The sequence below is a fragment of the Pectinatus sottacetonis genome (assembly GCF_015732155.1).
GTDB lineage: Bacteria > Bacillota > Negativicutes > Selenomonadales > Selenomonadaceae > Pectinatus > Pectinatus sottacetonis.
The window spans coordinates 323,389-336,326 of the sequence record NZ_WIQK01000001.1; the positions used below are offsets into that span (position 1 = coordinate 323,389).

Below are 12,938 nucleotides of genomic sequence, written 5' to 3' on the forward strand. Positions count from 1 at the left end.
TATCATCCCTCGGCTAATTCTTCCTTAGCATCATTAATTAAAATTGTTAATAATTTTATTCCTGCTTCGGGAATATTTGTTCCTGGTGCAAAAATTGCCACAGCACCATGTTCATAAAGGAAATCATAATCCTGTACAGGAATTACACCGCCAATGGCAACTAATATATCTTCACGTCCTAATTTCTTTAAGTCTTCTACCAGCTCTGGCAATAATGTTTTATGTCCCGCAGCCAAAGAACTAAAACCTACCATATGCACATCATTATCAACAGCATCCTGCGCTGTTTCTTCAGGTGTCTGAAATAACGGGCCTACATCTACATCCCAGCCCATGTCAGCAAATGATGAAGCGATAACTTTTTGTCCTCTGTCATGACCGTCCTGCCCCATTTTAGCTACAAAAATACGCGGCCGACGACCAGTGAGCTTCTCAAATTCATCTGCCATATGCCGAGCTTTATTAAGTTCAGTCTTATCGGTAAATTCAGAGGAATAAACTCCCGAAATAGTATGGATAACCGCATTAAATCTACCAGAAACTTTTTCCACAGCATCAGATATCTCACCTAATGAAGCATGTGCTCTAGCAGCATTTACTGCTAATTCCAACAGGTTACCATTTTTACGCGATTCAGCAGCATTCGTCAAAGCTTCAAGACAACTGCGCACTTCATCATCATTACGTTCTGCACGTAATTTCTTTAATCGTTCAATCTGTGAATTACGAACAGCCGTATTATCAATTGCCAGGATCTGCAACGGATCTTCTTTTTCCAAACGATATTTGTTAAGTCCAACAATAGTTTCATTGCCTGAATCTATCTGTGCCTGGCGGCGGGCAGCGGCTTCTTCTATACGCATCTTAGGCAAACCTGTAGATATTGCCTTAGCCATACCACCTAATGCTTCTACTTCTTGGATATGAGCCCATGCACGACGAATTATTTCATCAGTGAGTGCTTCTACATAATAAGAACCACCCCATGGATCAATTATTTTACATACTCGTGTTTCATCCTGGATATAAAGCTGTGTATTACGAGCTATACGCGCTGAAAAATCTGTAGGCAATGCTATTGCTTCATCAAGAGCATTCGTGTGCAATGACTGTGTATGACCAAGAGCCGCTCCCATTGCTTCCATACAGGTTCTCGATATGTTATTAAACGGGTCTTGTGCTGTAAGTGACCAGCCTGAAGTCTGGCAATGTGTACGAAGTGCCATTGATTTATTGTTTTCTGCACCAAACGATTTTACTATTTTCGCCCAGAGAACACGTGCGGCACGCATTTTTGCCACTTCCATAAAATAATTTTTTCCTATTGCCCAGAAAAATGATAAACGCTTAGCAAAAGAGTCTATAGGCAATCCTGCATTAACACCTGTCCTTATATATTCAAGTCCATCTGCCAGAGTATATCCCAGTTCAATATCAGCAGTAGCACCTGCTTCCTGCATATGATAACCTGATATGGATATACTGTTAAACTTAGGCATATATTTTGTTGTATATTCAAATATATCACCTATTATGCGCATAGACATTTCCGGAGGATAAATATAAGTATTACGAACCATAAATTCTTTCAAAATATCATTTTGAATTGTTCCAGCCATAACTTTCTTATCTACACCCTGTTCTTCTCCTGATAGAATGTAGAAAGCCATTATCGGCAGCACAGCTCCATTCATTGTCATTGATACTGACATTTGATCAAGTGGAATCCCACTGAATAGTATACGCATGTCCAAAATGGAGTCAATAGCAACACCAGCTTTACCTACATCACCCAATACACGAGGATTATCAGAATCATAACCGCGATGTGTCGGTAAATCAAATGCTATAGACAATCCTTTTTGTCCTGCTGCCAAGTTGCGGCGATAAAATGCATTTGATTCTTCTGCTGTAGAAAACCCAGCATACTGGCGTACTGTCCATGGACGAAATACATACATTGTGGAATATGGACCTCTCAGGCATGGAGGAATACCACTGGCAAAATCCAGATGGTTCATATGTGCATACTCATCAAAATTGTACATTGGCTTTACAGGAATATGTTCCATTGTTTTGCCAATTAAATCATCATATTTCATGCCTGTTTCTTTTTCTAAACGTTCTTTCCATTCTTTTTCCGAATGGGATGGTATGTCATTAATTTTTATTTTGCTAAAATCAGGATTTTGAAAAGACATTATTCAACCATACCTTTCTTTTTTTGCAAAAACTGTAAAATTTTATAACAATTTGCTCTGACTGAAATAAAATCATCCACGCCAGCTTTTCGATATACAGGTTCTAAATCCTTAGGAGCAGCGCCAGCTAAATAGAGTTCAGCATCCGGCAGAGCCTTTTTCAGTTTAGGCGCTAATTCTGGCACAATTTCCGGATATGTTTTGTCTGAAGAACATATAACAACAACATCTGCTCCTGACTCTTTAGCCGCTTCAACTGCCTCATCTGTTGTCTTAAAGCCATTGTTTGAAAGGACATCAAATGCCCCTACTTGCAAAAAACTGGTAGAAAAATCTGCTCTGGCTTTATGTTGCGGTATCGGCCCCATATTCGCTAAAAACACTTTGACATTATCATTATTTCTTTCTTTATAATTTTCTGTTACCTTACGCAAAGCTTCATATCTTTCACTCCAACGGTGCGGCATTATTACTTCTATATTTTCACTTACACCATCATATCTCGTATTAAGCGCTTTACGTATTTCAGCAATAGTTGCCCCAGATTTTACTGCCTCTATAGCTGAATCAACCAAATTTTTCTGTGATATATCAGCTAGTTTACTTAGCTTTTCCTGCTTAAATACTTCATCAATATCACTCAAATATTCGTTAATTTCATCTGTACGTTGCTTTTTAAGGGCAACTGTATCTTCCGGACGTTTATCAATCAGTTTTTCTGTCATATTAGGATACATATTATTCCCAACAATACGATCTTTACGAAATTCTGCATTTTTGAATCTTGATTGCAATACTTCAGCGATCTGAGTCTGCGGATATCCTTCCTGAAGGGCCTTGATTAATCCACCTTTTTGTTCTATTAATTGAAATTCTGCCCAAATCTTTTCCTTCATCTGTTTTGTCAGACTTTCAACAGCCCATGAACCACCTGCCGGATCTATCGGTTTTAATAAACCAAACTCTTCTTGAAGCATAATCTGCACATTACGGGCTATACGGCGGGAAAATTCATCACCTTTTCTAATAGGTTCATCAAAAGTTGCATTTTCATATGAATCCACCCCTCCAACAACACCAGAAAAAATTTCCGTAGTATTTCTGAGCATATTTACATAGGGATCATAAACTGTTTTAAAAAACAATGCCGGTCTGGCATGAATATACATACGCTGATCGTTTTCATCTCCGCCAAATGCTTCTACAATTTTTGCCCATATAGGACGAACGGCCCTCAATTTTGCTATCTGGATAAAGAAATTAGCACCCATTGAAAAACCAAAACAAATCTTTGATGCCGCTTGCTTAATTGTCAAACCGCGTTCCTGCATAGCTCTCAAATAAGCTACAGCCATGGATATCGTATATGCCATTTCCTGTACATCATTAGCTCCACCACGACTAAACACATCACTTTTTGCCATAATAGTCCGCAAGTCAGGTGTATTTTTATCAGCCCATAACGCACATTGGTACATTTCATCATACAAATCAGTAAGGGCAGTGTAATTTTTTCCTTGTGCTACCATCTGTCCAATAGGATTCGCGCCTATAAAACCATGCAGTTCTTTCAAATGTTTCCCTGATGCTTGTAATGCCCCTGCAGCCATTGATAAAATAGGCAGTGCCGATGCACCTGCATAAATATATAACCTATATTTCTTCAGATCAAGACCGTTAAGAATATTATGCATATCAGCAAGTGTAGTTATACTACAACCTTCATCACCAACCTTATCGGCATTTTGAGCATCCTCATTCAATATAGTAGCCCTGTCAAGCCTCAAATTATAGATAGTTGATCCCCTGTCAATTTCATGTTTGAGAAGCTCATTATTTTCCTTCGGCAGAGTTTCATCACATGACTGTGCCACACCCCATGGCTGTCCTACATACCCACTTATACGTGAACCACGCATAAAATCATTCATTCCCGGAAAAGAATTTTTGGGTAGGATACTTTCTGTCATAGCCTTGGTATACATAGGTTCAAATGTAATGCCTTCATATGTTTTCGTATACATTTTCTTATCAAATGGTGCACCCTTTAGCAGCGCAATACAGGCATCTTTCCATTCTTCATAAGTAGGCGGAACAAACTCATCAAATGGTACTTTAGGAAAATCTGTTTGTTCGTCCGCTTTTTTCAGCATAGCCTTCAAATCAAGACTGCCGCCTTCATCTTGATTTTTTGTTTCTTCTTTCATCAGAAACCTCCCTCTCAAAATTACAAAATAAAAAAATCTGTCTGCAAGTTCCAGACAGATGATAAATACTAAGCTTTATAAAATTTAGGCAAATAAAAAACCGGCTAAAAAACTAAGCCGGAGAAATAACTATGTAAAATTTTATATGCACAGTAAAAATCTCCTCCCTATCGCTCGCAGGTATAAGCATCAATAAGTTCTGATGCTAACGGTGATGTTAAAACAGGCAGTTCTCCTGGCTTAGACTCATTGTATTTTCAAGCCTTCCCAAAGCATCAGCTTCAGTGGCATAGTTTGAAAAACTCATCTTTACAGTGGCGGGACCGCTTCGGCTTATACCGAATTCCCTATTAAGTCCTAATAGACACCTGTTTTCCTCTATATTCTATTTTCATGTTAATATTAACCGGATTTATTGTATTTGTCAACTATACTTTTTTAGATATTTTTTAATATGACACAGTTATTATGAAAATTATAACATAATGTTTTTTTAATTAATACTTTTTAAATTTTTATTATATTTTTTTACATATAGAAAAATATAAAAGCCCCATATCTTTTTTAGATACAGGGCTTTTTTAACCGAGCTGTAAAATAATTTATTTTACTTCTACAGTTGCGCCGGCTTCTTCTAATTTGCCTTTAATATCAGCAGCTTCATCTTTAGAAACTTTTTCTTTGATAGGAGCAGGTGCACCATCAACTAAAGCTTTAGCTTCTTTTAAGCCAAGACCTGTAATGGCACGTACAGCTTTAATTACATTGATTTTGCTAGCACCAATTGATGCAAGAACTACATCAAATTCAGTTTTTTCTTCAGCAGCAGCACCACCGGCAGCGGGAGCAGCTGCAACAGCAACAGGAGCAGCTGCACTAACACCAAATTTGTCTTCCATAGCTTTTACGAGTTCAGATAATTCAAGAACAGTCATTTCTTCAATGGCCTGCATTATTTCTTCTTTAGTCATTTTAATATCCTCCATAAGATAATTTTTATTAGTTTTATATAGTAATCTGCTTATGCTGATTCTTTTTGTTTACGAATAGCTTCAAGCACATATACAGCGTTGCGAATAGTTCCTTGAAGTACATTGACCATACCGGAAATAGGAGCCTGCATACTGCCAAGCATTTTGGCAATGAGAACTTCGCGAGATGGCAGGGAAGCCAATTCTTTAACTCCAGCTTCATCAATAACTTTACCATCAACTACACCAGCTTTAACAGTTAAAACATCTGTTTTTGCTAAGTTATTTTCCTTAATAAAAGCTTCGATTACCTTTGCTGGTGCAACAGGATCTTCTGCCGAATAAGCAATAGCGGTAGTACCTTCTAAGTAAGGAACCAATTCTTCATATCCCAATTCTTTCACAGCAAAACGCAGCATAGTATTTTTTACTACACGGTAAGTAACACCTGCTTCACGCATTTTTGTACGCAGTTGAGTATCCTGTGAAACATTAAGACCTTTATATCCTGTAAGAACAAGACTTTGTATTTTAGAAAGTTCTTCTTTTAATTCAGCAACAATAGCTTGTTTTTCTGGACGTACTGCCAATGAAAACACCTCCTCTCATACAAAACTAAAACAGCCTGCGACATTCCTGCCGCAGGCTGAATTTAAGATTATATTAAATACTATATATCAAAAATCCATTTAACCTCGGCAGGCTTATCTATTATACTGCGTCTGCAGCACCTGCTGTCTTAAGTTTTATAAGAATTATATTATTCAGCTTTAGAAGTCTTTATAAGCGGGTTAATGTGAATCCCTGGTCCCATAGTTGCAGCTATAGTAACAGATTTCATGTACTGTCCTTTTACAGCAGCTGGTTTTACTTTTACAAGTGTATCAAGTAAAATCTGAAGATTCTCTAATAATTTAGCATTATCAAAAGACGCTTTCCCAATAGGAACATGAATATTTCCCGCTTTATCGGTACGATATTCTATCTTACCTGCTTTGATTTCATTAACAGCTTTAGTTAAATTCATGGTAACAGTGCCTAATTTAGGATTAGGCATTAAGCCACGAGGGCCAAGAAGTTTACCCAAGCGACCAACAACTCCCATCATATCAGGTGTTGCTACTGTAACATCAAAATCAAACCATCCACCCTGAATTTTAGTCACAAATTCATCTGAACCAACAAAATCAGCACCAGCATCTTCTGCTTCCTTAACTTTATCACCCTTAGCAAAAACTAAAACACGTTTTGCCTTGCCTGTACCATGTGGTAAAACTAAAGCACCGCGTACTTGCTGATCAGCATATTTAGGATCTACCCCTAAATGAATGGCAGCTTCTATAGTTTCATCGAATTTTGCTGTAGCTGTTTTCTTTACTAAATCAACTGCTTCAGCAGCATCATAAAACTTATCTTCAATAAGTTTTGCTGCATCTTGATATTTCTTGCCAAATTTGGCCATAAAAAATTCTCCTTTCGTGGTTATAACGGTTTTGCCTCCCACGAGTACAAAATCAATCTACGATTTCAATACCCATGCTACGTGCTGTTCCTTCTATGATGCGGGTAGCAGCCTCAATATCAGCAGCGTTTAAGTCAGGCATTTTTGTTTGTGCTATTTCAACAACTTTTGCACGTGCTAATTTAGCAACTTTTGTTTTATTAGGTTCGCCAGAAGCCTTATCTATGCCAGCAGCTTTTTTTAATAACACAGCAGCTGGCGGCGTCTTAGTGATAAAAGTAAAGGAACGATCCTCAAACACACTAATTTCAACTGGGATAATAAGTCCAGCCTGCTTTGCGGTGCGTTCGTTAAATTCTTTTACAAAAGCCATAATGTTAACCCCGGCCTGTCCTAATGCTGGACCAACTGGAGGAGCTGGAGTAGCTTTACCAGCAGGAACTTGTAACTTTACCATTTTAACAACTTTTTTCGGCATTAATAACACCTCCTTAAACTAAATAGACTATATTTTTTCTATTTGGTCAAAGCCAACTTCAACAGTTGTTTCCCTGCCAAACATATCAATAATAACTTTTACTTTAGATTTATTATAATCAATTTCAGTAACGGTAGCCGCAAAATTTTCGAAAGCTCCTGAATTAATATGTACACTTTCTCCTACTTCAATATCAAGATGAACCTTGCCTTCACCATTTTCATCACAGGATCCTAAAATTTTCTTGACTTCGCCTTCACTAAGAGGAATAGGTTTAGTCCCAGAGCCAACAAACCCCGTTACACCTGGCGTATTCCTAACGACATACCAAGAACGATCACTTACGATCATTTCTACTAATACATACCCAGGGAAAATTTTATGGCTGACCACTTTTTCCTTGCCATTTTTCTTTTCAATTTCATTTTCCATGGGAACTACAATTTTAAATATTTCATCTTCCATTCCCATAGAATGAACTTTTCGTTCCAAATTAGCCTTTACCTTATTTTCATAACCGGAATAAGTATGAATGACATACCATTTTTTTATATTTTCCGTATCAATGGACATTCATTACACCTCCCCGGCACTTAACGTAAAATCAATTCCAAAACTCTGGCAAAAAAATTATCACATATCCAGATGAGAGCACAAACAAATATCACTGCGATAAATACAACGGCTGTATAAGAAGACAATTCTTTACGAGTTGGCCAAACCACTTTCTTCATTTCAAACATGACGCCATTTAAAAATTCTTTTAAATTAAAGCTATGATTCTTTTTTTCTTCAGTTGTCATTTTCTCATCAGCCAAGTTTATTCACATCCTAAAATAAATACATTGTAAAACGCTTCATCTTTATTAGCAGTTATATTATCTGCCAAATTAAGGCCGTCGCACAGTACCGTAAGCTGCAAATAAAACAATAAATTATTTTGTTTCTTTATGTAATGTATGTTTCTTGCAGAACTTACAATATTTATTCATTTCCAATCTATCCGGATCATTCTTTTTGTTTTTATTGGTTTGATAGTTACGCTGTTTGCAAACAGTACAAGCCAAAGTAACAGCATTACGCATTCTTCATGCACTCCTTAATAAAATAATTCTATTATAGACCACAACCTACATTTTCTTCTGAAAATCAGCGGCTGTATATCTTTGTAAAACAAACTATGGGAAAACCTTGCCAATATCATAAACTTTACCATATTCACACTGTAACTGTCAATCAAAAACTGGTAATCAAAACCATTATTCCTTATTTACATAAATAAAACCCCCATTGAAAAGGGGTTACAATTCAGTTCTGGTGGCGGCGCACGGATTTGAACCGCGGACACTGCGGGTATGAACCGCATGCTCTAGCCAACTGAGCTACGCCGCCACATTTTTTTCTGGAGCTGATGACCAGGATTGAACTGGTGACCTTATCCTTACCAAGGATACGCTCTGCCGACTGAGCTACATCAGCATATTGGTTGCGGGGAGAGGACTTGAACCTCTGACCTTCGGGTTATGAGCCCGACGAGCTACCAACTGCTCCACCCCGCGATATTGGAGCTGACGAGAGGACTTGAACCTCCAACCTGCTGATTACAAATCAGCTGCTCTGCCAATTGAGCTACATCAGCCTGTTCAGTTTTTTCAATCGGTCACTGATATAAGATGTTACCACATTCTAACTCATTTGTAAAGAACTTTTTTTATTTTATAAAGCACTTTTACAAATGGTCGGGATGACAGGATTCGAACCTGCGACCTCATCGTCCCGAACGATGCGCGCTACCAAGCTGTGCTACATCCCGTTGGAAACAAAATATATTATACCTTTTTTATTTTAAAAATGCAATACTTTTTTTCATTTTTTTTCATCTGTAAAATTAATAATAACTATTATGCTTTTTAAAAAACTAAAATATTATTTATATTATAATTATGAATAGACTAATATATTGTCTATAGCTAATTTATTATATATAATATATTTATTACTTATTTTATAAATAAACTTCCACATAATAAATTTAGGAGATATGTTATGCTAAAATTAAATAATTTGTCTTTTACTGTAAAAGACGAAAAGGGCTCTAAGGAAATACTAAAAAATATCAATCTAAATATAGATGATAAAAAAACTATCGTAATAACAGGTCCTAATGGCGGAGGTAAATCAACTCTTGCTAAAATAATCATGGGAATAGAAAAGCCTACCTCTGGTGAAATAATATTTAACGGCACAAATATAACCGACTGGGATATAACAAAACGTGCCCAGACAGGAATAAGTTTCGCTTTTCAACAACCTATACGTTTTAAGGGTATAACAGTTAAGGAACTTTTATCACTAGCTGCTGGAGAAGAACTAACTACTAAGGGAGCTTGTGAATATTTGCTTGAGGTAGGATTATGTGCCGCTGATTATGTAGGAAGAGATGTTGACACCTCTCTTTCCGGTGGGGAAATAAAACGTATAGAAATAGCTACTATACTAGCCCGAAAATCTACTAAATTGGCTATTTTTGATGAACCTGAAGCAGGTATTGATCTTTGGAGTTTCCAAAAGCTCATACAAGTCTTTGAAAAAATGCATAATACACATCACACTATTGTAATCATCTCACATCAGGAAAGAATATTAAATATTGCCGATGAAATTATTCTTATAGCTGATGGACATGTAGAACAAATTGGTAAAAAAGACGTAATCATTCCTCGATTAGTATCTATTGCCGGAAGCTGTGACATATATAAAGGAGTGGATAAATAATGGAACAAAAACTTAATGACAGTGAACGTCAGTTACTGGAAACAATTTCTGGTTTGACAAATTTACCTAATGGTGCTTATAACATACGGCTGAATGGTACGCCCTTTGTCCGTGCTTCCAGTGATAATATAACTATTACCAAAAAAACTGATGGCAAGGATGGCATTGATATAAACATAAAATCTGGAACCAAAAATGAAAAAGTATATATTCCTGTTATCATGGATAAATCTGGACAGTCTGAATTGGTTTATAATGACTTTTATATTGGAGATAACTGTGATGTAACTATTATTGCCGGCTGCGGTATAAATAACTGTGGTAGCCATGATTCACAGCATGATGGTATTCATTCATTCTATGTAGGGAAAAATTCCCGAGTAAAGTACATAGAAAAACATTTTGGTGAAGGTGGTGGCACTGGGGAAAAAATTATGAATCCTACTACAATCGTAAATATAGAAGAAAATGGCTACATGGAAATGGAATCAACACAAATCCGTGGTATCAATTCCACTAAACGCATAACTAATGCCCGCGTTAACAAAAATGCCACTTTTATTGTAAAAGAAAAACTTCTAACCCATGAATCACAATATGCTGAAAGTGACTTTCAGGTAGATCTGGATGGGCAGAATTCAAGTGCTAATGTTGTATCACGTGCTGTAGCACAGGATAAATCACGGCAATTGTTTACTGCTAAAATTTATGGAAATAACAAATGCCATGGTCATTCGGAATGTGATGCTATAATAATGGATGAAGCACATATAGCTGCAGTTCCTGAAATAAAGGCAAATGATCCTGGAGCTAATTTAATCCACGAAGCAGCCATTGGGAAAATAGCCGGTGAACAACTTATAAAATTAATGTCTTTAGGACTAACGGAAAAAGAAGCTGAACAACATATAATTGCTGGATTTTTAAAATGACTACTTAGCTATGTGATTTGAATTATTATCCAATATATTTTTTATTTTCATTTTGACAGAAGGTCCTTTTCTTCTGTCATTTTTTTATTATCTGATAGTGTATTAAAAAAAATCTTTATCTAAATCACGCACAAAATCATAATTACCGTATAAATACAGTAAAATATAATAATTAAAAAAGAAACTTTTTCATTATATTTTATAATATTTTTTGTTTTCTTGTGGAAATAAAGTAATAATCAATATTACTTTATTTTTTATGAATGTAATATTGCAAACATATTTTTTTTTCGTTATAATGATTTTTACCGACTTTAAATCGGATGTTCATTTTAAAGTACATATTATAGGAGAAATCATATGGAAAAAGAAGCAGCAAAACAAACCACTTTAAACCCGGAAGAAATTGTCAAAAAAACATCTATTGCCGATGTCTACAGAGCAGCTAAACAGCTCGATGGCATAACACGTCATACCAGATTAATTTATAGTGAATATTTTTCACAAATATCTCATAATGAAATTTACATAAAACCCGAAAACTTACAAAAAACGGGCTCTTTTAAATTACGCGGTGCTTACAATTGTATAAGTCAACTCTCACATAACGAAAAAGCACGTGGCGTAATAGCCGCTTCTGCTGGCAACCATGCCCAGGGAGTTGCCTATGCAGCACAAAAGCTGAAGCTAAAAGCTGTCATCGTTATGCCTGCCACTACCCCTATTTTAAAAGTCGAAGCCACACGTGCTTATGGCGCAGAAGTTGTCCTCTATGGTGATAATTATGATGATGCCTGCGCTAAAGCATATGAACTTGAAAAAAAACATGGTTATGTTTTCATTCATCCATTTAATAATCTGGAAGTATTATTAGGACAGGGTACAACAGCACTGGAAATCATTGACAATTTAAAAGATGTTGACATCATTCTTGTTCCAATAGGTGGAGGTGGCTTTGCCAGCGGCACAGCACTGGCAGCAAAACTAGTAAACCCAACTATAAAAGTCATTGGTGTAGAACCTGAAGGTGCTGCCTGTATGAAAGCTTCATTACAAGCAGGAAAAATAGTAACTCTACCATCAGTTGATACCGTAGCAGAAGGCACAGCCGTAAAAACACCAGGAGAATTAACCTTTGCTTTTATAAAAAAATATGTTGATGAAATAATAACCGTTTCCGAGCTAGAAATAATGTCTGCTCTTCTATCATTAATTGAAAAACACAAGCTGATTGCAGAAGGGGCTGGAGTGTTATCTTTAGCCGCTTTGCAACGACTATCCTGTAAAAATAAAAAAATTGCTGCTATTGTGAGCGGTGGTAATATAGATATATCTACTATATCTGCTTTAATTGACAAGGCTCTGGTTGCTCGTGGTCGTGTATTTTGTTTTAGTGTTAAGCTTCCTGATAAACCAGGTCAACTCTTAGCAATATCACAAATCTTATCTGACCTTAATGCCAATGTCATTCATCTGGATCATAATCAGGCTAAGGTAACCGACAGTTTTGAAAAAGTATTATTAGAAGTAACTGTAGAAACACATAATAGCAATCATATCAGTCAAATAACCGAAACCTTAAAAAAATATGGCTTTCAAATATCTAAAGTATATTGATAATCGTTTCTTATTAAAAATCGTCAGAAGTGCATTTACTGTAGCTCCTGACGATTTTTATTGTTGCTTATATTTCTTTAATATAAGAAATGGTCAATTATAGATAAAATCATATACATATCAAGTCAAAAGGATAAACAGGAAATATACAATAAATCCTGCTTGCTATCATTTTTTTTTATAACTATTAGTGATTTTATTTATAGCATAAGATAATAAGTACAACATTGCTTAAATTGTGTATATTATGATATAATTTAATCAAATATAATATATTAAAATTATGTGAAAATTT

Annotated in this window: 12 protein-coding genes, 5 tRNA genes, 1 riboswitch and 1 other annotated feature; of the genes, 3 read left to right on the forward strand and 14 right to left on the reverse strand. The window is 36.0% G+C overall.

What is annotated here, in order from left to right; translation table 11 throughout:
• Window positions 1–2 precede the first annotated feature (2 nt).
• The 14 genes from scpA to I6760_RS01470 all read right to left on the reverse strand — a co-directional run bounded on the left by scpA (window position 3) and on the right by I6760_RS01470 (window position 9,132).
• Window positions 3–2,204, reverse strand: coding sequence for a methylmalonyl-CoA mutase (gene scpA / locus I6760_RS01405; protein WP_196594713.1), 2,202 nt, complete (start codon window positions 2,202–2,204; stop codon window positions 3–5).
• Window positions 2,201–4,411, reverse strand: a complete 2,211-nt coding sequence (locus tag I6760_RS01410) for a methylmalonyl-CoA mutase family protein (RefSeq protein WP_196594714.1) — start codon at window positions 4,409–4,411, stop codon at window positions 2,201–2,203. The genes scpA and I6760_RS01410 overlap by 4 nt, the downstream gene beginning before the upstream one ends.
• 205 nt (window positions 4,412–4,616) lie before the next feature.
• Window positions 4,617–4,795: riboswitch (cobalamin riboswitch) on the reverse strand.
• Between the two features lie 215 nt (window positions 4,796–5,010).
• On the reverse strand, window positions 5,011–5,379 hold the full coding sequence (gene rplL / locus I6760_RS01415) for a 50S ribosomal protein L7/L12 (RefSeq protein WP_196592746.1): 369 nt from the start codon (window positions 5,377–5,379) through the stop codon (window positions 5,011–5,013).
• A 50-nt stretch (window positions 5,380–5,429) separates the two neighbouring features.
• The gene (rplJ, locus tag I6760_RS01420) at window positions 5,430–5,969 is read right to left on the reverse strand and encodes a 50S ribosomal protein L10 (RefSeq protein ID WP_196592747.1); all 540 of its coding nucleotides are present in this window, start codon (window positions 5,967–5,969) and stop codon (window positions 5,430–5,432) included.
• A gap of 16 nt (window positions 5,970–5,985) precedes the next feature.
• Window positions 5,986–6,141, reverse strand: a sequence feature (ribosomal protein L10 leader region).
• Window positions 6,140–6,841: a 50S ribosomal protein L1 gene (gene rplA / locus I6760_RS01425; RefSeq protein ID WP_196592748.1), complete on the reverse strand. Its 702-nt coding sequence runs from the start codon at window positions 6,839–6,841 to the stop codon at window positions 6,140–6,142. (Overlaps the previous feature by 2 nt.)
• A 52-nt stretch (window positions 6,842–6,893) precedes the next feature.
• On the reverse strand, window positions 6,894–7,319 hold the full coding sequence (gene rplK, locus I6760_RS01430) for a 50S ribosomal protein L11 (protein WP_196592749.1): 426 nt from the start codon (window positions 7,317–7,319) through the stop codon (window positions 6,894–6,896).
• Between the two features lie 27 nt (window positions 7,320–7,346).
• Window positions 7,347–7,892 carry a transcription termination/antitermination protein NusG gene (gene nusG / locus I6760_RS01435; protein WP_196592750.1) on the reverse strand — a complete coding sequence of 182 codons (546 nt, stop codon included), beginning with the start codon at window positions 7,890–7,892 and terminating at the stop codon, window positions 7,347–7,349.
• Between the two features lie 20 nt (window positions 7,893–7,912).
• Window positions 7,913–8,122 carry a preprotein translocase subunit SecE gene (gene secE, locus I6760_RS01440; protein ID WP_196594715.1) on the reverse strand — a complete coding sequence of 70 codons (210 nt, stop codon included), beginning with the start codon at window positions 8,120–8,122 and terminating at the stop codon, window positions 7,913–7,915.
• A 132-nt stretch (window positions 8,123–8,254) separates the two neighbouring features.
• Window positions 8,255–8,404 carry a 50S ribosomal protein L33 gene (gene rpmG, locus I6760_RS01445; protein ID WP_196592751.1) on the reverse strand — a complete coding sequence of 50 codons (150 nt, stop codon included), beginning with the start codon at window positions 8,402–8,404 and terminating at the stop codon, window positions 8,255–8,257.
• 230 nt (window positions 8,405–8,634) lie between these two features.
• Window positions 8,635–8,711 (reverse strand) — tRNA-Met (locus I6760_RS01450).
• An 11-nt stretch (window positions 8,712–8,722) separates the two neighbouring features.
• A tRNA-Thr gene (locus I6760_RS01455) sits at window positions 8,723–8,798 on the reverse strand.
• A 4-nt stretch (window positions 8,799–8,802) separates the two neighbouring features.
• A tRNA-Met gene (locus tag I6760_RS01460) sits at window positions 8,803–8,878 on the reverse strand.
• A gap of 4 nt (window positions 8,879–8,882) precedes the next feature.
• Window positions 8,883–8,958, reverse strand: a tRNA-Thr gene (locus I6760_RS01465).
• A 97-nt stretch (window positions 8,959–9,055) separates the two neighbouring features.
• Window positions 9,056–9,132 (reverse strand) — tRNA-Pro (locus I6760_RS01470).
• A 233-nt stretch (window positions 9,133–9,365) separates the two neighbouring features.
• Between I6760_RS01470 and I6760_RS01475 the strand changes: the two genes are divergently transcribed.
• The 3 genes from I6760_RS01475 to ilvA all read left to right on the forward strand — a co-directional run bounded on the left by I6760_RS01475 (window position 9,366) and on the right by ilvA (window position 12,643).
• Window positions 9,366–10,094 (forward strand): ABC transporter ATP-binding protein, encoded by a 729-nt coding sequence (locus I6760_RS01475; protein ID WP_196592752.1) that lies wholly within the window; start codon window positions 9,366–9,368, stop codon window positions 10,092–10,094.
• Window positions 10,094–11,026, forward strand: coding sequence for a SufB/SufD family protein (locus tag I6760_RS01480; protein WP_196592753.1), 933 nt, complete (start codon window positions 10,094–10,096; stop codon window positions 11,024–11,026). The genes I6760_RS01475 and I6760_RS01480 overlap by 1 nt, the downstream gene beginning before the upstream one ends.
• Before the next feature lie 360 nt (window positions 11,027–11,386).
• On the forward strand, window positions 11,387–12,643 hold the full coding sequence (ilvA, locus tag I6760_RS01485; protein ID WP_196592754.1) for a threonine ammonia-lyase: 1,257 nt from the start codon (window positions 11,387–11,389) through the stop codon (window positions 12,641–12,643).
• Window positions 12,644–12,938: the final 295 nt, after the last annotated feature.